Source organism: Streptomyces sp. NPDC053493 (assembly GCF_044544825.1).
GTDB lineage: Bacteria > Actinomycetota > Actinomycetes > Streptomycetales > Streptomycetaceae > Streptomyces.
The window spans coordinates 258378-279639 of sequence record NZ_JBITXS010000006.1 but is presented as its reverse complement, the minus strand read 5'-3'; the positions used below and the strand labels follow the sequence as shown (position 1 = coordinate 279639).

Sequence of the window (21262 nt, the reverse complement as noted above, 5' to 3'; positions counted from 1 at the left end):
GGCGGGCTCTAAGCCGCCTTCTCCAGGGTGACGAGGGTGAGCTTCGGGCTCACCTCGCGGGTGGCGACCTGCGCGTAACCCTTGCTGCGGTAGAGCCGCAGATTGCCCTCGCTGCGGTGCCCGGTGAAGAGCTGGAAGCGCTTGGCGGCGGGTGCCGGGTCGGCGGCGAAGTGGCTCTCGATGGCGTCGAGGAGACGGCCGCCGAGGCCGTGGCGCTGCAGGCGGGGATGGACGATGAGCTTGGCGATGCGCACGGTGCCGTCCTCGTCGAGCCGGCCGCGCACGGAGGCGACGACCTCGTCACCGAGGCGGGCGACGAGAGCCACGCCTTCGGAGAGTTCGGCCCGCAGGGCTTCGAGCGACTGGGTGAGCGGTTCGATCGACCAGTCGTGGTAGATCTCGGCCTCGCGCTGATAGCAGAGGTACTGCAGCTTCAGGATGTGCTCCGCGTCGCGCGTCGCGTCCGCCGCCACGATGGTCACGCTCATGCCCATGTGCGTATGCCTCCCGCTCACCTGATCCGCCGTCGGTTTACGGCACCCTTCCCCGCGCGTCGGGGCCGGGAACCTCCGCAGCCAGCATTCTGCGCAGGCATCCCAGGCAACGGGAACGCATCGGCCCCAGACTTCCCTGTGAGATACCCAACGCTCCTGCGATTTCGCGGTAGGTGGGGTCGTCGGGGTGGAGCATCGCGGTCAGCAGCCGGGGGCAGTGGCCGGGGGTGCGGCGGACGGCCGCGCGCAGCGCGCGGCGGCGTTCGGAGACGAGGGCGGAGGACTCGGGCGTGCGGGCGGCGTCGTGGGGCGGGTCGCCGCGGTAGGGCCGTTCGCGCAGGTGGGCCCGGCGGGCACGGCGGGCCTCGGCGCGGACGGCGCGGCGCAGCCAGTCGGCGGGGCGCTCGGGGGCGTCGTCGTCCCGGAGCCGTTCCAGGAGGCGTAGCCACACGGCCTGTTCGAGGTCGTCGGCCTCGACGCCGGCGGCCGGGGCCTCGGCCCGGGACTCGGCGGCGAGCAGCGGTGTGAGGGTGGCGAGCAGGCTTTCGCGGGAGGTCATGACGGGCACGATGCGGGGCGGGCCGGGCCCGGTTGCGGGCCCGGCCGTAAACCACCCGGTCGGGCGTAAGGGTGGGTGTCCGTCCCGGCTCAGCGGTTCCTGAAGTCCGCGGCGGCCAGCAGGGCGGTGTCGGCGTTGTCGGAGAAGATGCCGTCGATGCCGGTCCGGAAGTAGCGCCGCAGCAGCCCGAAGGCGTCGCCGTACGCCGCCGGGTCGGTGCCCCGGCGGTACTCGGCCGGCAGGAAGGTGTTCTCGTTGCGCTGGGTGTACGGGTGGAGGATCAGGCCCTCGGCGTGCGCGTCGCGCACCAGCGTGGTCTCGGTGCCGAGCCGGCCGCTCGCGTCGCGCGGCAGGATCAGGTCGATGGTGGGCCCGATGCCCTGCGCGTACGAGGCGATCCAGCGCAGGCCCTCGGGCGTGACCAGGTCGGCGACGGTGCGCGGGTCGCCGGAGGTGACGAAGTCCCACGGACGGCTGTTCGCGGCGGACAGCAGCACGACCCGCGGGGAGTCCACGAGGCGGGCCAGGCGCTGGATGCTGCCGGGTTCGAAGGACTGCAGGAAGACCGGGGAGTCGGCGCGGTGGCGGCCGTAGCGGCGCAGCAGCTTCGCGAGGCGCTCCTCCAGGCCGAGGCCGAGGGAGCGGAAGTAGGTGGGGTGCTTGGTCTCGACGTGCAGCCAGACGGGGCGGCCACGCCTGCGGCCCTCCTGTTCGGCCCAGCGCAGCACCTCCTCGAAGGTGGGCACGGCCCACCGGCCGTCGTAGAGGGTGTTCTTCTGGCGGGTGGCCGGAATGCGTTCCTTGGCCCGCAGCGTCTTGAGCTCGGCGAGCGTGAAGTCCTCGGTGAACCAGCCGGTGAGGGCGACGCCGTCGACGGTCTTGGTGGTGCGGCGGGAGGCGAACTCGGGGTGGTCGGCGACGTCGGTGGTGCCGGTGATGTCGTTCTCGTGCCGGCAGACCAGATGGCCGTCCTGGGTGGGGACGAGGTCCTGTTCGACGACGTCGGCGCCGAGGTCGAGGGCGAGCTGGTAGGAGCCGAGGGTGTGCTCGGGGCGGTAGCCGCTGGCGCCGCGGTGGCCGATGACCGTGGGGACGGGCAGCGAGCGGAAGCCGCCGTGGCCATGGCCGTGGGCGCCGGGGGCCGGCTCCGCGGCCACGGCGGACCGGACGGCCTCGGCGGTGCCGGTGGCGAGGACGGTCGACCCGCCGAGGACGGCGGCTCCGGCGGCGCCGAGGACCGCTCGTCGGGCCGGGGTCGGGCGCTCGGGCTGTGTCATGACGACTCCTTCGGTGTGATGTCCCGCACCTGTCAACGGTGGCGACGACGCTAGGCACTGATGCCCTACGGGCGGCAGACCTGCGCGGAACATGGCGGAAACACACGTCAACACCGTGTATCCGTTGCGTGAACCCGATGTGCGGTGCGCGGTGACCCGCGAGTATCGTCCCAACCTGCACCGTCGGCTCCGCCCGAGCCGCCCGACCGCCCGCCCGACACCGGAGGAACCGTTGTCCCGTCTCGCGATCATGAAGGCCGCCCTCGGTCCTGTCCTGCGCCTCATGTTCCGCCCACGCGTCGAGGGCGCCGAGAACGTCCCGGGCACCGGGCCCGTCATCCTCGCGGGCAACCATCTGACCTTCATCGACTCGATGATCATGCCGATCTGCCTGGAGCGTCAGGTCTTCTTCATCGGCAAGGACGAGTACGTCAAGGGCAAGGGTCTCAAGGGCCGCCTGATGGCCTGGTTCTTCACCAGCGTCGGCATGATCCCGGTGGACCGGGACGGCGGACGCGGCGGCGTGGCCGCGCTGATGACGGGTCGCCGGGTCCTGGAGGAGGGCAAGATCTTCTCGATCTACCCCGAGGGCACACGCTCCCCCGACGGCCGTCTCTACCGCGGCCGTACGGGCATCGCGCGGCTCACCCTGATGACCGGCGCGCCGGTGGTGCCGTTCGCGATGATCGGCACCGACAAGATCCAGCCGGGCGGCGCGGGAATCCCGCGGCCGGGCCGGGTGACGGTCCGCTTCGGCGAGCCGATGGAGTTCTCGCGCTACGACGGGATGGACCGCGACCGGTACGTGCTGCGGGCGGTGACGGACTCGGTGATGGCGGAGGTCATGCGGCTGTCGGGCCAGGAGTACGTCGACATGTACGCCACCAAGGCGAAGGAAGCGGCCTGACCGCGATCGCATACGGCACCAAGGCGCCCTCGGACGGAGGTTTCCGTCCGAGGGCGCCTTTCTCGTGTGGTCCGCGGTCGCGTCCGCGTCCGCGTCAGTGCTCGATGCCGTCCTGGAGCTTCTGGCCCTTCAGGAGGAACCAGGCCGCGGCGGCCGTCGCGAGGAGGACGGCCGCGCCGACTCCGGCCGCGATGTTGAGGCCGTCGACGAAGGCCTCCTGGGCGGTGGAGACCAGGCCGTTCGCCGTGGCGGGGTCGAGGCCCGCGGAGGCCTCGATCGCGCCGCCGAGCGACTCGTGGGCGGCGGCCGCGGCGTCGGCCGGGACACCCGCCGGGGCCTGGAAGCCCTGGTAGACGCCGGTGACGATCGAGCCGAGGAGCGCGATGCCGAGGGCTGCGCCCAGTTCGTAGGCGGTCTCGGAGACGGCGGAGGCCGAGCCGGCCTGTTCCTTGGGCACGCTGGAGAGGATCACGTCGGCCGTCACCGTGAAGGAGAAGCCGGCGCCGAGGCCGACCACCAGCAGGGCGCCGCCGAGCAGCGGGTACCCGGTCTCCTTGTGCACGGCGGTGATCACGGCGAGCGCCAGTCCGATGGCGGTGAGACCGCCGGCCACGATGCCCCGGACCGAGAAGCGTCGGGCGTACCGGCCGGCGACCAGGCCGGTGACCACCGCGCCGATGGCGGCGGGCAGTTCGGCGAGTCCGGCCTCCAGCGGGTCGCGGCCCTGGACGAGCTGCAGGAACTGGGAGAGGAAGAAGACCAGTCCGGACAGTCCGAAGACGGTGAGCAGGTCGGCGAGGACGGCGCCCGAGAAGCCGCGGTGCCGGAACAGACGCATGTCGAGCAGCGGCGCGGGAAGCCGGTTCTGCCGCCGGACGAAGGCGTACAGGGCGACGGCGCCGAGGACGGCGGCCGCCGCGACCTCCCACGTCAGGCCGTGCGAGGCGGCTTCCTTGACGGCGTACACGACACCGATGACGCCCACGAGCGACAGTCCGACGCTGACGAGGTCCCAGGGGCCCGCGACCGGGTTCTTCGACTCGGGCAGCAGCTTGACGCCGACGAGGACCAGCACGGCCATCACGGGCAGGTTGATGAGGAAGACCGAGCCCCACCAGAAGTGCTGGAGCAGCGCTCCGCCGACGACCGGGCCGACGGCGGCGCCGGCCGAGGCGGTGGCGCCCCAGATGCCGATGGCGAGGCTGCGCTCCTTGGGGTCGTGGAAGATGTTGCGGATCAGGGCGAGGGTCGACGGCATCAGCGTCGCGCCGGCGACGCCCAGGAGCGCGCGGGCGACGATCATCATCTCGGGGCTGGCGGCGTAGGCGTTGAGCACCGAGACGGCGCCGAAGGCGGTGGCTCCGAGCAGGAGCAGCTTCTTGCGGCCGATGCGGTCACCGAGGCTGCCCATCGAGACGAGCAGGCCGGCGATGACGAAGGAGTAGATGTCGCCGATCCACAGCAACTGCGTGCCGGACGGCTTGAGGTCCTCGCTGAGCGAGGGGGTCGCGAGACCGAGTACGGTGGCGTCCACGGCGACCAGCAGGACGGCCAGGACGAGTACCGAGAGCGCGAGCCAGCGGCCGGGGCTCTTCGCCTCCGTCCCCGCCGTCGGGCTCAACTGCTGGGTCCTGCTCATTGCTCCACGCTCCTGCGTGCTCCGCCGAGCAGCAGCTCGGCGATCATGTACTGGAAGTCCTTGGCGGCGACCCGCCCGTCCGCGACGGCCCAGGCACCCGAGCCGATGAGGCCGTAGAAGGCCTCGCAGAGCCAGGCGGGCGTCAGATCGATCCGGAACTCACCGCTCTCCTGGCCGCGCCGGAAGAGCGCGGCGAGGCGGGCGTCGAGCCGGGACCAGCCCTCGTTCTGTTGGTCGCCCTCGAAGAGCTGGTTCTCGGTGTAGAGGAAGGCGAGCAGCGGGGCGACGGGCTCGGACGCGCCGATCAGTCTGCGGACGGCCGCGTCGGCCGGTCCGTCGTCGAGCCGGGCCGCGTCGAGCGCGGCCTCGGTCTCCTCGATGCACAGCTGCTCCAGCGCCCGCACCAGCGCGTCCCGCCCGGCGAAGTGGCGGTGCAGCGTCGCCCGCCCGATGCCGGCGGCCCGGGCGACCTCGTCCATGGTGGCGGTCGCCTTGCGGGAGAGCAGGGCGGCGGCGGCGCGGAGCACCTGGGTGCGATCGACTGACATGAGACAAGCGTACACCGAATGAGACATCAATGTCTCATTCGATATTTCGACGCCTCACCGAAGACGGAAAAGGAATGCTGTGGACATGACGAAGCCGCTGCTGTTGATCGACGTGGACGGGCCGCTGAACCCGTACGCGGCCCAGGCCGAACGGCGCCCCGACGGATACACGACGCACCGGATGAGACCGACGGGCTGGACGGGCCCGAAGCCGCTGCGCGTCTGGCTCGACCCGCGCCACGGCGCGGAGCTGCTCGCGCTGTCCGAGGCGTACGAGCTGGTGTGGGCGACGACGTGGAAGGACGAGGCCAATGAGTGGATCGGGCCGCGGCTCGGGCTGCCCGAGCTGCCGTTCGTCGACTGGCCGGAGATGCACGGAGCCGCCCCGCGCGGGACGTTCTGGAAGACCCGGTACATCCTGGAGTACGCGCAGGGGCGGCCGTTCGCCTGGGTGGACGACGACATCACGTCGTACGACCACGAGTACGTGGAGCAGAACCACCTCGCCGCCGCCCTGCTGCTGCGCGTCGATCCCCGGCTCGGACTGCTCCGGCCGGACTTCGACGCGCTCGCGGACTGGGCGGCGGCGCTGCAGGAGCGGGAGACTCCCTAGTTCTTGGCGGTGGCCCAGGCGTGCTGGATGACCAGGTCCGCCTTGACCTCGACCAGCTGGGCGGCGACGGCGGACGGCGCGGTGCCGCCGCGGCCGTCGCGGGAGGCGAGGGCGCCGGGGACGTTCAGGACGGTGCGGACCTCGGGAGTGAGGTGCTCGGAGATCTTGGCGAACTGCTCGTCCGTCAGCTCGTCCAGCTCCTTGCCCTCCGCCTCGGCGACCTTGACGCACTCGCCGGCCACCTCGTGCGCGACCCGGAACGGCACGCCCTGCTTGACCAGCCACTCGGCGATGTCGGTGGCGAGCGAGAAGCCGGCCGGGGCCAGCTCCTCCATGCGCTCCCGGTTGACGGTGAGCGTCGCCATCATGCCGGTGAAGGCCGGCAGCAGGACCTCCAGCTGGTCGCAGGAGTCGAAGACCGGCTCCTTGTCCTCCTGGAGGTCCCGGTTGTAGGCGAGCGGGAGGGCCTTGAGGGTGGCCATCAGGCCGGACAGGTTGCCGATGAGGCGGCCGGACTTGCCCCGGGCCAGCTCGGCGATGTCCGGGTTCTTCTTCTGCGGCATGATCGACGAGCCGGTGGAGAAGGCGTCGTGGAGGGTCACGAAGGAGAACTCCTTCGTGTTCCAGATGATGATCTCCTCGGCGATCCGGGAGAGGTTCACGCCGATCATCGCCGTGATGAAGGCGAACTCGGCGACGAAGTCGCGCGAGGCCGTGCCGTCGATGGAGTTGCCGGCCGAGCCGCGCTCGAAGCCGAGGTCCTTCGCGACCGCCTCCGGGTCGAGCCCGAGCGAGGAGCCGGCCAGCGCGCCGGAGCCGTACGGAGAGACGGCCGTCCGGGTGTCCCACTGGCGCAGCCGCTCGGCGTCCCGCGACAGCGACTGGACGTGCGCGAGGACGTGGTGGGCGAAGAGCACCGGCTGGGCGTGCTGGAGGTGGGTCCGGCCGGGCATGGCCACGTCCGGGTGGGCCTCGGCGAGGCCGACCAGCGCGTCCTGGAGGTCGGCGATCAGGCCGCCGATGATCCGGGCGTGGTCCCGCAGATACATCCGGAAGAGCGTCGCCACCTGGTCGTTGCGGGACCGGCCGGCCCGCAGCTTGCCGCCGAGCTCGGCGCCGAGGCGCTCCAGCAGGCCCCGCTCCAGGGCGGTGTGCACGTCCTCGTCGGCGATGGTGCCCACGAAGGAGCCGTCGGCGACGTCCGCCTCCAGCTGGTCGAGCCCGGCCAGCATGCGGGTCAGCTCGTCCTCCGTCAGCAGCCCCGCCTTGTGCAGCACGCGCGCGTGGGCACGGGAACCGGCGATGTCGTACGGCGCGAGACGCCAGTCGAAGTGGACCGACGCGGACAGCTTCGCCAGGGCCTCGGCGGGACCGTCGGCGAACCGGCCGCCCCAGAGCCGGACGTCACCGTTGTTGCTGCTCACAGCTGATGCTCCTCAAGACCGCATGCTCCTGTTCCGCATGCTCCGGATGTGCCGCCGCCTCCCTGCCGCGGCGTTCGCGTACGGAATCAGGGAGGCGGCTGTCGAACGACGGGGTGTCAGGCGAGGTCACGCCTCGCGGCGATCTTCGCCGAGAGGGCGAAGATGTCGATGAAGCCCTGGGCCTTCGACTGGTCGAACGTGTCGCCCGTGTCGTAGGTCGCGAGGTTGAAGTCGTAGAGCGACTCCGCGGACTTCCGGCCGGTGACGACGGCGCGGCCGCCGTGCAGCGTCATCCGGATGTCGCCGGTGACGTGCTGGTTGGCTTCGTTGATGAAGCCGTCCAGGGCGCGCTTGAGCGGCGAGAACCACAGGCCGTCGTAGACGAGCTCGCCCCAGCGCTGCTCGACCTGCCGCTTGTAGCGGGCCAGCTCGCGCTCGACGGTGACGTTCTCCAGCTCCTGGTGGGCGGTGATCAGGGCGATCGCGCCGGGAGCCTCGTACACCTCGCGGGACTTGATGCCGACGAGACGGTCCTCGACCATGTCGATCCGGCCGATGCCCTGGGCGCCGGCCCGGTGGTTGAGCTGCTGGATGGCCTCGAGGACGGTGACGGGCTTGCCGTCGATGGCGACCGGGACGCCCTCCTTGAAGGAGATGACGACCTCGTCGGCCTCGCGGGCGACCGCCGGGTTCTCGGTGTACTCGTAGATGTCCTCGATCGGGGCGTTCCAGATGTCCTCGAGGAAGCCGGTCTCGATGGCCCGGCCGAAGACGTTCTGGTCGATCGAGTACGGGGACTTCTTGGTGGTCGCGATCGGCAGGTTCGCCTTCTCGGCGAAGGCGATGGCCTTGTCGCGGGTCATCGCGTAGTCACGGACCGGGGCGATGCACTTGAGGTCCGGGCCGAGGGCCTGGATGCCGGCCTCGAAACGCACCTGGTCGTTGCCCTTGCCGGTGCAGCCGTGGGCGACGATCGAGGCGTTGTGCTTGTTGGCGGCGGCGACCAGGTGCTTGACGATGGCCGGCCGGGAGAGGGCGGAGACCAGCGGGTACCGGTCCATGTAGAGGGCGTTCGCCTTGATCGCCGGGAGGCAGTACTCGTCGGCGAACTCGTCCTTGGCGTCCGCGACCTCGGCCTCGACCGCGCCACAGGCGAGCGCGCGCTTGCGGATGACGTCCAGGTCCTCGCCGCCCTGGCCGACGTCCACGGCGACGGCGATGACCTCGGCACCCGTCTCCTCGGCGATCCAGCCGATGGCGACGGAGGTGTCCAGGCCGCCCGAGTAGGCGAGTACGACGCGCTCGGTCACGGGGTTCTCCTTACCTTGCAACCACTGATGGGTATAACTATGCAGTCCTCTGTATGTTTTGTCAACGCCTGTCGGTGAAGGAGGAAAACCGCAGGCGGGAGGGGGTATGCGCGCTCTACCCTCCGTGCATGAAGAGCGAGGAGCAGCCGCTGGACGCGGCGATACGGGGGCTCGCCAAGGGCCGGAAGCCGGGCCGCGTCATGGACGTGACCCGACCGGACCTGTGGATCGGTCTTGACGAGCGCATCCGCACGGCGCACGCCTGGCGCGGCCTCGGACAGCCGGACCACCGGTGGCTCGGCCGGGAGGGCGGCGGCCCTGCCGCCGCGGCCGGGGCCTCGACACCCACCGAGGCGGAACTCGCGCTCGCCCTGTGCGACGGCGACGGCCGGATCCGCGAGGCGGCGCTCTCCCACGCCGCCCGGCGCCCCGGCGTCCTCCCGCTCGTCGCGGTCCGCACCACCGACTGGGCCGGGCCGGTGCGCGAGCGCGCCCACGCCGTGCTCGCCGCCGCGCTGCCCGAGGCGGACGCCGGGACGCTGGGCGTCACCGCGCCGGTGATCCTCGCGCTCAGCGGCCGGCTGCGCGGCGGTGCCGCCTCCGCCCTCCTCGCCGAGGTGCTGCGCGCCGCCCCCGCCGCCACCGTCTCCGCCCTGCTCCTGAACCGGGACCGGGTCACCCGCCGCTTCGCGCTCGGCACCGCGGTCGAGCGGCGCCTGCTCCCGCCCGCCGAGCTGGCCCGGCTCGCCGCGTACGACCAGGACGTGGTCGTGCAGGCCCGCGCGGCCGACGCCGCGCTCGCGGCGGGCGTCCCCGACGAGACGCTGCCGCTGTTGCTCGGCGCCCGGACGGGCAGCGTGCGGGCCGCCGGCGTCACGGCCCTGCGGAGGGCCGGGCGCGCGGCGGAGGCCGAACCGTTCCTGTACGACCGGTCGGGCATGGTGCGGGCCTGTGCCCGCTATGTGCTGCGCCAGGACGGCCGTGACCCGCTGGCGCTCTACCGGGCGGCCTGCGCCGACCCGGCCACCGTGCCCGGCCGGGCCCCGCTCGGGCTGGCCGAGTGCGGCGACGCGCACACCGACGTGGCTCGGCTGTGGGAGCTGACCGGGCACGAGCAGGCGCTGGTGCGCGCCTCCGCCGTCGCGGGCCTGCGGCTGTTCGAGGTCGCGGATCACGCCCGGCTGCTGCCGCTCCTCGACGATCCCGCGCCCGGTGTCGTACGGGAGGCGGCGCGGGCCCTGCTGCCGTGGGCGGACCGGCTGCCCGAGGCGGAGATCGTGCGACGCATCGGCCCGGACCGACCCCGGCACGTCCGCCTGCGCGTGCTGCGGCTGCTGGAGAGGCAGGGTTCGCCCGCCTACCGGGAGGCGGTCCGGCGGCTCGCCGAGGAGCCCGACCCGCTGCCGCGCGCCGGCTCCGGCACCGACACGGCGGCCACCCGGCCGCCGTCGTGGCCCTGGACCTGGCTGCGGGCCCGCCGGAACTGACCGGCCGTCTCCCCTCCCCGGTGGACGGGTCCCCGCACGCCCACCGGGCCCGGCTCAGTAGCCGCGCGGTCCCTGGGCCCGGCCGACACGGGCCTCCCGTGCCCGAAGGGCCACGGGATAGGGCATCCCGGCCGACCGGCCCCGCCACTCCCCCGCCCGGCCCAGTAGCCGCGCGGTGTACGCGCCCGGCGCCTAGCGTCGCGCCATGCGCATCCTTCTCGCACTGGGCGCCCTGGCCGCGTCTCTGGTCGCCGCGTCGGGGCCCGTGCCGCTCCCGGAGCGGATGGCGGACACCGGCGGCGGCTCGCAGCTGATCATCGCCGAGGCCGCGGACGCGGCCGCCACCACGGGCACCGTGACCTGGTGGGACCGGCGCGGACGGCGGTGGGTCCGGGCGGGGTCGGCGCCCGCGCGGTTCGGGGCGAAGGGCCTGGCCGAGGGGGCGAGGCGGCGGCAGGGCACGAACACCACGCCGACCGGCCTGTACGAGCTGCCCTACGCCTTCGGGACCCGGCCCGCGCCCGCCGGGACGGCGTACCGCTACGCGCGCGTGACCGACCGGTCCTGGTGGTGCCAGGACAACGCCTCACGCGCGTACAACCGCTGGGTGGAGGGCCTACCCCGGGACTGCCGGGCCGCCGAGGCCGAGCATCTCGCCTCGTACGGCACGCAGTACGCGCACGCGCTGGTCATCGGCTTCAACTACGACCGTCCGGTGCGCGGCCGGGGCGCCGGGATCTTCCTGCACGTCAACGGCCGCGGGGCGACGGCCGGATGCGTGTCCGTGCCGGCCGGGGCGATGCGCCGCATCCTCGCCTGGGCGGACCCGGCGCGCCGTCCGCACATCGCCGTCGGCACCCGGACCGGGCCGACGGCGGTCACGCACTACTGAGGGAAAGGCCCGCGAGACGGGCCTAACGCTCCTTCTGCGCGAGGCGCAGCAGGTGGTCGGCGAGGGCCTGGCCGCCGACCGGGTCGCGGGAGATGAGCAGCAGGGTGTCGTCGCCCGCGATCGTGCCGAGGATCGCGTGGAGTTCGGCCTGGTCGATGGCCGACGCGAGGAACTGGGCGGCGCCCGGCGGGGTGCGGAGCACCACGAGGTTGGCCGAGGCCTCGGCGGAGATCAGCAGTTCGCCGGAGAGGCGGCGCATGCGCTCCTCCTTGGCGGACTCGCCGAGCGGCGCCTGCGGGGTGCGGAAGCCGCCCTCGCTGGGCACGGCGTAGATGAGCTCGCCGCCCGTGTTGCGGATCTTCACCGCGCCGAGCTCGTCCAGGTCGCGCGAGAGCGTGGCCTGGGTGACGCTCAGCCCGTCGTCCGAGAGCAGCTTCGCGAGCTGGCTCTGCGAGCGCACCGGCTGCCGGTTGAGGATGTCGACGATCCTGCGGTGGCGTGCGGTGCGGGTCTGCGGAACGGACGCGGACGGCCCGGCGTGTTCGTGTTCCTGCGCGTCGGTCATCGTCGTCTCATTCTCCGGTTCGTCCTTGCCCGTTCGCCTCGTCGAGGACGCCGGGAAGGGCCCGGAGGAAGGCGTCCACCTCGGCGTCGCCGATGATCAGGGCCGGCATGAGCCGGACGACATCGGGGGCGGGCGCGTTCACCAGGAAACCGGCGTCCTGAGCCGCCTGCTGCACCTGCGGCGCGAGGGACTCGGTGAGCACGATACCCAGCAGGAGACCCGAGCCACGGACATGGGAGACCAGCGGATGGCCCAGACCCTCGATTCCGTCGCGCAGTTTCTCGCCGAGCCGCTTGACGGAGTCGAGGGCGCCGTCGGCGGCGAGGGTGTCGAGGACGGCGAGTCCGGCGGCGCAGGCGACCGGGTTGCCGCCGAAGGTGGTGCCGTGGTGGCCGGGCGTGAACAGGTCCGCGGCCGGGCCGAAGGCGACGGTGGCGCCGATCGGCAGGCCGCCGCCGAGGCCCTTGGCGAGGGTCACGACGTCGGGGTCGACGCCCTCGTGGGCCTGGTGCTCGAACCAGTGTCCGGTGCGGCCGATGCCGGTCTGGACCTCGTCGAGGACGAGGAGGGTGCCGGTGGCGCGGGTGATCTCGCGGGCGGCCTTGAGATAGCCGGCGGGCGGGACGACGACACCGTTCTCGCCCTGGACGGGCTCGATGACGACGAACGCCGTCTCCTCGGTGACGGCGGCGCGCAGGGCGTCGACGTCGCCGTACGGCACGTGCGTGACGTCGCCGGGCAGCGGCAGGAAGGGCTCCTGCTTGCCGGGCTGGCCGGTGAGGGCGAGGGAGCCCATGGTGCGGCCGTGGAAGCCGCCGGTGGTGGCGACCATGTGGCGGCGGCCGGTGAGCCGGCCGAGTTTGAAGGCGCCTTCGTTGGCCTCGGCGCCGGAGTTGCAGAAGAAGACCTTGCCGGGGCGGCCGAAGAGCTGCAGGAGCCGTTCGGCGAGGGCGACGGGCGGTTCGGCGACGAAGAGGTTGGAGACGTGGCCGAGGGAGGCGATCTGCCGTGACACGGCGTCGACGATGGCCGGGTGGGCGTGGCCGAGGGCGTTGACGGCGATGCCGCCGACGAAGTCGAGGTACTCCTTGCCGTCGGCGTCCCACACCCGGGCGCCCTCGCCGCGGACCAACGGCAGCCGGGGCGTGCCGTAGTTGTCCATCAGCGAGCCCTGCCACCGCCGGGTGAGTTCCTGGTTCGCGCTCACTTCTCCCCCTTGTCGTCGGGCACGACCATCGTGCCGATGCCCTCGTCCGTGAAGATCTCCAGCAGGATCGAGTGCTGGACCCGGCCGTCGATGACGCGGGCCGTGGTGACGCCGTTGCGCACAGCGTGCAGACAGCCCTCCATCTTCGGGACCATGCCGCTGGAGAGCTCGGGCAGCAGCTTCTCCAGCTGGCTGGCGGTGAGCCGGCTGATGACCTCGTCGCTGTGGGGCCAGTCCTCGTAGAGGCCCTCGACGTCGGTCAGGACCATCAGGGTCTCGGCGCCCAGCGCCGCAGCGAGTGCCGCAGCCGCCGTATCAGCATTGACGTTGTAGACATGGTCGTCGTCCTGGGAGCGGGCGATGGAGGAGATGACGGGGATCCGGCCGTCGTCGAGGAGTGCCTGGACGGCGCCGGTGTCGATGGCGGTGATCTCGCCGACCCGGCCGATGTCCACCTGCTCGCCGGCGATGAGCGGCTGGTGCTTGACGGCGGTGAGGGTGTGGGCGTCCTCGCCGGTGAGGCCGACGGCGAGCGGGCCGTGCCGGTTGAGCAGCCCGACGAGCTCGCGCTGGACCTGGCCGGCGAGGACCATCCGTACGACGTCCATGGCCTCGGGCGTGGTGACCCGCAGTCCGGCCTTGAACTCGCTGACCAGGCCGGCCTGGTCGAGGGCGGCGCTGATCTGCGGTCCGCCGCCGTGCACGACGACCGGCTTGAGGCCGGCGTGCCGCAGGAAGACGACGTCCTGGGCGAAGGCGGCCTTGAGGTCGTCGTCGATCATGGCGTTGCCGCCGAACTTGATGACGACGGTCTTGCCGTGGTGGCGGGTGAGCCAGGGCAGCGCCTCGACGAGGATCTGGGCCTTGGGCAGCGCGGTGTGCTTCCGGGTCGGGCTCTTGGAGTCGCTCATGAGGAGTACGCGCTGTTCTCGTGGACGTAGTCGGCGGTGAGGTCGTTGGCCCAGATGACGGCGGACTCGGACCCGGCGGCGAGGTCGGCGGTGACGACGACCTCCCGGTAGCGCATGTCGACCAGGTCGCGGTCCTCGCCGACGGAGCCGTTCTTGCACACCCAGACGCCGTTGATGGCGACGTTCAGCTCGTCGGGCTCGAAGGCGGCGGAGGTGGTGCCGATGGCGGAGAGCACCCGGCCCCAGTTGGGGTCCTCGCCGTGGATGGCGCACTTGAGGAGGTTGTTGCGGGCGATGGACCGGCCGACCTCGACGGCGTCGTCCTCGGTGGCCGCGTTGATCACCTCGATGCGGATGTCCTTGCTGGCGCCCTCGGCGTCGCCGATGAGCTGACGGGCGAGGTCGGCGCACACCTCCTGGACGGCCTGGGCGAACGCGTCCTGGTCGGGCGTGATCCCGGCGGCGCCGGAGGCGAGCAGGAGCACGGTGTCGTTGGTGGACATGCAGCCGTCGGAGTCGACCCGGTCGAAGGTGAGCCGGGTGGCGTGCCGCAGCGCGGCGTCGAGGCCCTCGGCGTCGACGTCGGCGTCGGTGGTGAGGACGACGAGCATGGTGGCGAGGCCCGGCGCGAGCATGCCGGCGCCCTTGGCCATGCCGCCGACGGTCCAGCCGTCCTTCGTCACCACGGCCGTCTTGTGGACGGTGTCGGTGGTCTTGATGGCGATGGCGGCCTTCTCGCCGCCGTGCACGGAGAGTTCGGCCGCGGCCTTCTCGACGCCGGCCAGCAGCTTGTCCATGGGCAGCAGGACGCCGATGAGGCCGGTGGAGGCGACGGCGACCTCGCCGGCGCCGATGTCGAGGACCTCGGCGACCTTCTCGGCGGTGGCGTGGGTGTCCTGGAAGCCCTGGGGGCCGGTGCAGGCGTTGGCGCCGCCGGAGTTGAGGACGACGGCGGTCAGTTCGCCGTCGGCGAGGACCTGCTGGGACCACAGGACCGGTGCGGCCTTGACGCGGTTGGAGGTGAAGACTCCCGCGGCGGCGCGGCGCGGCCCGGTGTTGACCACGAGGGCCAGGTCCGGGTTGCCGTTCTGCTTGATTCCGGCCGCGATGCCCGCGGCCGTGAATCCCTTCGCTGCGGTGACGCTCATGGAGCGACTCCAATCGTGGAGAGTCCCGTGTCCTCGGGGAGTCCGAGGGCGATGTTCATGCTCTGCACCGCGCCGCCGGCGGTGCCCTTGGTGAGGTTGTCGATGGCGCTGATCGCGATGATCCGGTGCGCGGCCGGGTCGTGGGCGACCTGGATCTGAACGGCGTTGGAGCCGTGAACCGAGGCCGTGGCGGGCCACTGCCCCTCGGGCAGCAGGTGGACGAACGGCTCGTCCGCGTAGGCCTTCTCGTACGCGGCGCGCACGGTCTCGGCGGTCACGCCGGGCTTGGCGGTGGCCGAGCAGGTGGCGAGGATGCCGCGGGGCATCGGCGCGAGGGTGGGCGTGAAGGAGACGGTGATCCGCTCGCCGGCGGCCGCGCTGAGGTTCTGGATCATCTCGGGCGTGTGGCGGTGGCCGCCGCCGACGCCGTACGGGGACATGTTGCCCATGACCTCGGAGCCGAGCAGGTGCGGCTTGGCGGCCTTGCCGGCGCCCGAGGTGCCGGAGGCGGCGACGATCACGGCCTCGGGCTCGGCGAGCCCGGCCGCGTACGCCGGGAAGAGCGCGAGCGAGACGGCGGTCGGGTAGCAGCCGGGCACCGCGATGCGCTTGGACCCCTCCAGCGCGGCGCGGGCACCGGGCAGTTCGGGAAGGCCGTACGGCCAGGTGCCGGCGTGCGGGGAGCCGTAGAAGGCCTCCCAGTCGGCCGGGTCCTTCAGCCGGAAGTCGGCGCCCATGTCGACGACGAGGGTGTCCGGGCCGAGCTGCTCGGCGACGGCGGCGGACTGCCCGTGCGGGAGGGCGAGGAAGACGACGTCGTGGCCGGCGAGGGCCTCGGCGGTGGTCTCGGTCAGGACGCGGTCGGCGAGCGGCAGCAGGTGCGGCTGGAGTCCGCCGAGGCGCTGGCCGGCGTTGGAGTGGCCGGTCAGGGCGCCGATCTCGACGTGGGGGTGGGCGAGGAGGAGGCGCAGGAGCTCTCCTCCCGCGTATCCGCTCGCGCCCGCGACTGCTGCTCGTACCGTCATCAGAACCCTCCTTCTGGATGGCATGACTATACGCACAGCCGCAGTTTTATGCAATGAGCGGATACGGCTCCGGTCCCGGGCCGGTCGTCAGCGGGTGACGCCGGTCTTCCGCGCGTCCTCCAGCTCGCCCTCGCCCTCCGCGTCCACGTGCGGGAGGATCCGGTCGAGCCAGCGCGGCGTCCACCAGGCGTGCCGGCCGAGCAGCGTCATCACGGCCGGGACCAGCAGGAGACGCACCACGGTGGCGTCGATCAGGACACTGGCGGCCAGGCCGAGGCCCAGCATCTTGACCACGATGTTGTCCGAGACGATGAAGGCCGCGAAGACGCTGACCATGATCAGCGCGGCGCAGGTGATCACCCGGGCGGTGATCTCCAGGGCGTGGGCGACGCTCGCCTTCGGATCACCCGTGCGCAGCCATGCCTCGCGGACCCGGGACAGCAGGAAGATCTCGTAGTCCATGCTCAGGCCGAAGACGATGGCGAACATCATCATCGGCACGTAGCTCTCCACCGGGACCTTGCCGGACACGCCGAGCGCCGGGCCGCCCCAGCCCCACTGGAAGACGGCCACCACCACGCCGTACGAGGCGGCGATCGACAGCACGTTGAGCACCGCGGCCTTCACGGCCACGAGCAGGCCGCGGAAGACGATCAGGATCACCAGGAAGGCCAGCGCCACGACGACGGCGATGATCAGCGGCAGCCGGCTGGAGACGATGTCCAGGAAGTCCACCTGGGCCGCCGTGGTGCCGGTGACGTACGTCTTCGCCTCCGTGCCCGACACCGCCTGCGGCAGCACGTCGTCGACCAGGCGGTTGGTGAGCTCGGTGGTGCGCTCGTCCTGCGGGGAGGCGACGGAGTAGGCCGTGCCGATGAGGACCTGTCCGTCGGGAGTGGCCCGCAGCGGGGTGATCGAGGCCGCGTCGGGAACGGAGGCCAGCGCCTGCTGGAGCTTGCTCGCCAGCGCCGACCGGTCGCCGGAGGGCACCGCCGACTGGTCCACGACCAGCGTCAGCGGCCCGTTCGCGCCGGGCCCGAAGGAGGTGGCGATCAGGTCGTAGGCACGCCGGTCGGTGAACGACTTGGGATCGGCGCCGTCGCCGATGTGGCCCAGCTGGATGAAGAACAGCGGGATGGCGAGGACGACCAGGACGACGACACCGGAGGCCAGGAACCACCAGGGGCGCTTCTCGACCCGCAGGGCGTAGCGGTGCCAGGTGCCGTGGGCCTCGGCGCCCGGTTCGGCGTCGGTCTCGGCGACGGGCCTGCGCACGTGCAGGCGGTCGATGTGGCGGCCGACGAGTCCGAGCATCGCGGGGACGAGGGTGAGCGCGGCGAGGACCGCGGTGACGACCGTGAAGGCGGCCGCCAGGCCGAGTTTGCCGATGAAGGTGACGCCGGAGACCCACAGGCCGGACAGCGCGATGACCACGGTGCAGCCGGAGACCAGGACGGCCCGCCCGCTCGTCGTGGTGGCCCGGCCCGCGGAGTCGGCGGGATCGTGGCCGTCCATGAGCTGCTGGCGGTGCCGGGTGATGAGGAAGAGCGCGTAGTCGATGCCGACGCCGAGGCCGATCATCGTGGCCAGCGTCGGCGAGACCGTGCCGAAGGTGAACGCGGCCGCCATCAGGCCGAGCAGCGCGAGGCCGCAGACGGCCCCGATGAGCGCGGTGACCAGCGGCATGACGGCCGCGACGACACTGCCGAAACCGATCAGCAGGACCAGGATGGCCACGGCGAAGCCGATCGCCTCGCTGCTGCGGTCGTCGGCCTGCGGCCGGGCGAGCTCGCCGAGCGGGCCGCCGTACTCGACGGTGACTCCGGCGTCCCGCAGCGGCTGGACGGCCTGGTCGACGCCCTCGAGGTAACCGGTGCCGAGGGTGGACGGCGGGACGCTGAAGCGGACGGTGATGTAGGCGGTCTTGCCGTCCGTGGACAGCGGCCCGGTGTCGGGCGTCGACGGGGACGTGGTCGGCGGAGGCGTGCCGGGCGGCGGCAGCGGGTTCTGGGCGCTGAGCACGTCGGGCAGCTTCTGGAGCGCGGCGACGGTCGAGTTGACCGCGGAGGACTCGTCGGTGAGCGGCCCGGAAGGGCGGTTGAGGACGATCTGGGCGCCGTATCCGCCGGCGGCGGGATCGTGCGCCTGCAGGACGTCGAGTCCCTCGGCCGACTGCACGCCGGGAAGGGCGAAGTCGTCGGAGAACTGGCCGCCCACGGCCCGGTCGGCGATCTGCAGACCCGCGACGGCGGCCAGCCAGACGACGATGACGACGACGAAGCGCCGCGCACACCAGTGCCCGAGCCGGTAGAGGACGCCTTTGCGCATGACCTGGCCCCAGGTTCCGGTAGGGAGTCCCCGAGCGGACGCACTGCCTCCTCGACATTGTCGGCACGCCGCTGCCGGGGCGTCATCTCGACGTGTCCGACCGGATGACCGGCGACCGGGGAAGGGGCCCGCCGGGCGGGGCCGGTCCGTCACACCGCGGCGCTCGGGAGCGTCAACGCACCGGCGGCCCCGCCAGGGGCCCGGAGCAGGCCGCACCCGGCCCCGACCAGGAGTGACGCCCATGCACGAGGACATGCAGCCCGACGCGCGGCAGGACACGCGGCAGGACACGCCCGAAAACGTACGGGAGGACGCGCGGGAGGAGGACCTGCGGGAGGACGCCTTCGCGGGTGCGCGCTTCGACGCCCACGAGGAGCGGCTGCGCGCGGTGGCCGGGCGGATGCTCGGCGACGCCCGGGACGTGGACGCGGTGCTCGCCGAGGCGCGGGCGGCCGCCACGGCGGAGTCCGGGCTGCGCGAGTGGCTGGTGTCCGTGGTGGGGCGGGTCTGCGTACGGCGGCTGCAGGGCCGGACCGCGGGCGACGCGCCCGCGCCACCCGTCCCGTACGCGACCGAGGTCGACCCGGTAGGGCTCGCGCTGCTCGTCGTCCTGGAGAGCATGGCACCGGGTGAGCGGCTCGCGTACGTGCTGCACGACCTGTTCGGGCTGTCGCTCGGCGACACGGGCCGGATCACCGGCGTCGGACCCGAGGAGGCGGACCGGCTCGCCCGGTCCGCCCGGCGGCGGATACGCGGCGGCCGCGCGGTGCGGCCGGGCGCGGGTCCGGTGCGGCAGCGAGCCGTGGTGGAGGCGTTCCTGGCCGCGGCCCGGGCCCGTGACCCGCGTGCCCTCGCCGCTCTCCTCCATCCCGAGGTGGTGGCCCGCTCGGCGCACGGCCGGGCGCACGGCCCCGCCGCGGTCGCCGAGGGCGTCGCGGCCGCTGTCGCGCGGATGACGGGCCCGACACGGCCGGCGCTGGTGAACGGCGCGGTCGGCATCGTCGCCTTCGCCGGCGGCCGGCCCGTCACCGCGGCGACGTTCGGCGTGCGCGAGGGCCGGATCGCGGCGCTCGACGTCGTCACCGGCGAGGACCGCGTACGCGCCCTTGACCTGGTGTTTCCCGAGTACTGAAGGTCCCACGGGACGAAAACCGGATGCGCCCGCCCGGGCTCCTGCCCTAGCGTGGGGAGCATGTCTACGCCCCGCATCTCCTAGCCGAGGACCCGCTTCCACGCCACCCGTGTGTCCTCAGCTTGTTTCGGAGCGTCAGAACATGATCACCCTTCGTGGTGTCGACGTACGCGTCGGCGCCCGCCTCCTCCTGTCCGGTCTGTCCCTGCACATCGCGCCCGGCGACCGCGTCGGGCTCGTCGGCCGCAACGGCGCCGGCAAGACCACCCTCCTGCACACCCTGGCCGGGCTGCGCGCCCCGGCCGAGGGCAGTGTCGTGCGCACCGGTCCCGTGGCGCACCTGGCGCAGGACTCGCGCGCCGCCGATCCCTCCGTCTCCGTCACCGACCGGATCCTCTCGGCGCGCGGCATGGACGTCGCCGTGCGCCGCCTGCGCGAGGCGGCCGACCGGCTCGCCGAGCGGGCCGACTCCCGGGCCCTGGACGCCTACGCGCGGGCCGAGGCGGCCTTCGAGGCGTGCGGCGGATACGCGGCCGAGGCCGAGGCGGCGCGGGTCGCCGCCGGTCTCGGGCTGCCCGCCGACGCGATGGCCCGGCCCGTCGGCACCCTCTCCGGCGGGCAGAAGCGGCGGGTCGAGCTCGCCAGGATCCTGTTCGCGGGGCACGGCCGCGAGGGCACGCTGCTGCTCGACGAGCCGACCAACCACCTCGACGCGGACTCGGTCGGCTGGCTGCGCGGCTTCCTCGCCGCGCACCAGGGCGGCCTGGTCCTCGTCAGCCACGACCTCGACCTCGTCGAGGCGACCGTCAACCGGGTCTTCCACCTCGATCCGCTGCGGGCGACGGTCGACGTCCACAACACCGGCTGGGCGGCCTACCTCGCCCAGCGGGACGCCGACGAGCGGCGCCGGGCGCGCGAGCGCGCCAACGCCGAGCGGAAGGCGGCCCAGCTGCACGCCCAGGCGGACCGGATGAAGGCCCGCTCGGCGACGGCGACCACGGCCCGCAGCATGGCCCGGCGCGCCGACCGGCTCCTCGACGGTCTGGAGGCGGCCCGGCGTACGGAGCGGGTGGCGCGGATCCGGCTGCCCGAGCCCGCGCCCTGCGGCCGTACGCCGCTGGGCACGGTCCGCCTCACCAAGGGATACGACGGCGGCCGCCCGGTCCTCGACGGGATCGACCTCGCCGTCGACCGGGGCTCCCGCACGGTCGTCCTCGGGCTCAACGGCGCGGGCAAGACGACGCTGCTGCGGCTGCTCGCCGGGCAGGAGGCGCCGGACGCGGGCCGGGTGGTGCACGGGCACGGGCTGCGGCTCGGCTACTTCGCGCAGGAGCACGAGACGCTCGACCCGGCCCGCACGGTGCGGGAGAACCTGGCCGCGGCCGCGCCGCACCTGACGGACGGTGAGGTCCGGCACGTCCTCGGCGCGTTCCTGTTCCGGGGCGACGACGCCGACAAGCCGGCCGGGGTGCTCTCGGGCGGCGAGAAGACCCGGCTGGCGCTGGCGGGTCTGGTCCACTCGGGCGCGAACGTGCTGCTGCTCGACGAGCCGACGAACAACCTGGACCCGGCCTCGCGCGACGAGGTCCTGGCCGCCGTGGGCACGTACCCGGGCGCGATCGTCATGGTCACGCACGACGAGGGTGCGATCGACGCGCTGCGGCCGGAGCGGGTGCTGCTGCTTCCGGACGCGGAGGAGGACCTGTGGAACGAGGGCTACCGGGAGCTGGTCAGCCTCTCCTGACGGCCCTGCCGGACGGGGCGACGGCCCTGCCGGACGGGGCGGCGGCCCGGCC

19 protein-coding genes are annotated in these 21262 nt (G+C 73.0%); 6 read left to right on the top strand and 13 right to left on the bottom strand.

Annotation, left to right across the window (positions count from 1 at the left end; genetic code table 11):
- Window positions 1-8: 8 nt before the first annotated feature.
- From ACIGO8_RS19830 to ACIGO8_RS19820, 3 genes are all read right to left on the bottom strand, one after another.
- The gene (locus ACIGO8_RS19830; RefSeq protein ID WP_399731966.1) at window positions 9-494 is read right to left on the bottom strand and encodes a GNAT family N-acetyltransferase; all 486 of its coding nucleotides are present in this window, start codon (window positions 492-494) and stop codon (window positions 9-11) included.
- Between the two features lie 37 nt (window positions 495-531).
- Window positions 532-1053 (bottom strand): sigma-70 family RNA polymerase sigma factor, encoded by a 522-nt coding sequence (locus ACIGO8_RS19825; protein ID WP_399731963.1) that lies wholly within the window; start codon window positions 1051-1053, stop codon window positions 532-534.
- A gap of 89 nt (window positions 1054-1142) precedes the next feature.
- Complete coding sequence (locus ACIGO8_RS19820) at window positions 1143-2330, bottom strand: glycerophosphodiester phosphodiesterase (protein WP_399731960.1); 1188 nt, start codon at window positions 2328-2330, stop codon at window positions 1143-1145.
- 232 nt (window positions 2331-2562) lie between these two features.
- Here ACIGO8_RS19820 and ACIGO8_RS19815 point away from each other — a divergent pair, with 232 nt between their 5' ends.
- The gene (locus ACIGO8_RS19815; RefSeq protein ID WP_399731957.1) at window positions 2563-3237 is read left to right on the top strand and encodes a lysophospholipid acyltransferase family protein; all 675 of its coding nucleotides are present in this window, start codon (window positions 2563-2565) and stop codon (window positions 3235-3237) included.
- Between the two features lie 94 nt (window positions 3238-3331).
- Here ACIGO8_RS19815 and ACIGO8_RS19810 read toward each other — a convergent pair whose 3' ends face one another.
- Window positions 3332-4876, bottom strand: coding sequence for an MFS transporter (locus ACIGO8_RS19810; RefSeq protein ID WP_399731954.1), 1545 nt, complete (start codon window positions 4874-4876; stop codon window positions 3332-3334).
- A complete protein-coding gene (locus tag ACIGO8_RS19805; protein WP_399731951.1) occupies window positions 4873-5424 on the bottom strand; it encodes a TetR/AcrR family transcriptional regulator in 552 nt (183 codons plus the stop codon). Before ACIGO8_RS19805 ends, ACIGO8_RS19810 begins: the two co-directional genes overlap by 4 nt.
- Before the next feature lie 85 nt (window positions 5425-5509).
- Here ACIGO8_RS19805 and ACIGO8_RS19800 point away from each other — a divergent pair, with 85 nt between their 5' ends.
- Window positions 5510-6037, top strand: a complete 528-nt coding sequence (locus ACIGO8_RS19800; RefSeq protein ID WP_399731948.1) for an HAD domain-containing protein — start codon at window positions 5510-5512, stop codon at window positions 6035-6037.
- Here the strand turns inward: ACIGO8_RS19800 and argH are convergent.
- Entirely contained in the window at window positions 6034-7461 is a 1428-nt protein-coding gene (gene argH, locus ACIGO8_RS19795; RefSeq protein ID WP_399731945.1) for an argininosuccinate lyase, read from the bottom strand. The genes ACIGO8_RS19800 and argH overlap by 4 nt on opposite strands.
- Before the next feature lie 116 nt (window positions 7462-7577).
- The gene (locus tag ACIGO8_RS19790) at window positions 7578-8771 is read right to left on the bottom strand and encodes an argininosuccinate synthase (protein WP_399731942.1); all 1194 of its coding nucleotides are present in this window, start codon (window positions 8769-8771) and stop codon (window positions 7578-7580) included.
- A 128-nt stretch (window positions 8772-8899) separates the two neighbouring features.
- Here ACIGO8_RS19790 and ACIGO8_RS19785 point away from each other — a divergent pair, with 128 nt between their 5' ends.
- Together ACIGO8_RS19785 and ACIGO8_RS19780 are read left to right on the top strand one after the other, a co-directional pair.
- On the top strand, window positions 8900-10258 hold the full coding sequence (locus ACIGO8_RS19785) for a hypothetical protein (RefSeq protein WP_399731939.1): 1359 nt from the start codon (window positions 8900-8902) through the stop codon (window positions 10256-10258).
- Between the two features lie 205 nt (window positions 10259-10463).
- A complete protein-coding gene (locus ACIGO8_RS19780) occupies window positions 10464-11150 on the top strand; it encodes a L,D-transpeptidase (RefSeq protein WP_399731936.1) in 687 nt (228 codons plus the stop codon).
- Between the two features lie 22 nt (window positions 11151-11172).
- Here ACIGO8_RS19780 and ACIGO8_RS19775 read toward each other — a convergent pair whose 3' ends face one another.
- The 6 genes from ACIGO8_RS19775 to ACIGO8_RS19750 all read right to left on the bottom strand — a co-directional run bounded on the left by ACIGO8_RS19775 (window position 11173) and on the right by ACIGO8_RS19750 (window position 18334).
- On the bottom strand, window positions 11173-11715 hold the full coding sequence (locus ACIGO8_RS19775) for an arginine repressor (protein ID WP_399731935.1): 543 nt from the start codon (window positions 11713-11715) through the stop codon (window positions 11173-11175).
- Between the two features lie 7 nt (window positions 11716-11722).
- On the bottom strand, window positions 11723-12922 hold the full coding sequence (locus ACIGO8_RS19770) for an acetylornithine transaminase (protein WP_399731932.1): 1200 nt from the start codon (window positions 12920-12922) through the stop codon (window positions 11723-11725).
- Entirely contained in the window at window positions 12919-13833 is a 915-nt protein-coding gene (gene argB / locus ACIGO8_RS19765) for an acetylglutamate kinase (protein ID WP_399731930.1), read from the bottom strand. Before argB ends, ACIGO8_RS19770 begins: the two co-directional genes overlap by 4 nt.
- On the bottom strand, window positions 13830-14981 hold the full coding sequence (argJ, locus tag ACIGO8_RS19760; protein ID WP_399731927.1) for a bifunctional glutamate N-acetyltransferase/amino-acid acetyltransferase ArgJ: 1152 nt from the start codon (window positions 14979-14981) through the stop codon (window positions 13830-13832). Before argJ ends, argB begins: the two co-directional genes overlap by 4 nt.
- On the bottom strand, window positions 14978-16006 hold the full coding sequence (gene argC / locus ACIGO8_RS19755; protein ID WP_399731924.1) for an N-acetyl-gamma-glutamyl-phosphate reductase: 1029 nt from the start codon (window positions 16004-16006) through the stop codon (window positions 14978-14980). Before argC ends, argJ begins: the two co-directional genes overlap by 4 nt.
- An 87-nt stretch (window positions 16007-16093) precedes the next feature.
- Complete coding sequence (locus ACIGO8_RS19750) at window positions 16094-18334, bottom strand: MMPL family transporter (protein ID WP_399731921.1); 2241 nt, start codon at window positions 18332-18334, stop codon at window positions 16094-16096.
- A gap of 241 nt (window positions 18335-18575) precedes the next feature.
- Here ACIGO8_RS19750 and ACIGO8_RS19745 point away from each other — a divergent pair, with 241 nt between their 5' ends.
- Window positions 18576-19466, top strand: a complete 891-nt coding sequence (locus ACIGO8_RS19745; RefSeq protein WP_399731918.1) for an RNA polymerase subunit sigma-70 — start codon at window positions 18576-18578, stop codon at window positions 19464-19466.
- A 142-nt stretch (window positions 19467-19608) separates the two neighbouring features.
- On the top strand, window positions 19609-21210 hold the full coding sequence (locus tag ACIGO8_RS19740; RefSeq protein ID WP_399731915.1) for an ABC-F family ATP-binding cassette domain-containing protein: 1602 nt from the start codon (window positions 19609-19611) through the stop codon (window positions 21208-21210).
- Window positions 21211-21262 lie beyond the last annotated feature (52 nt).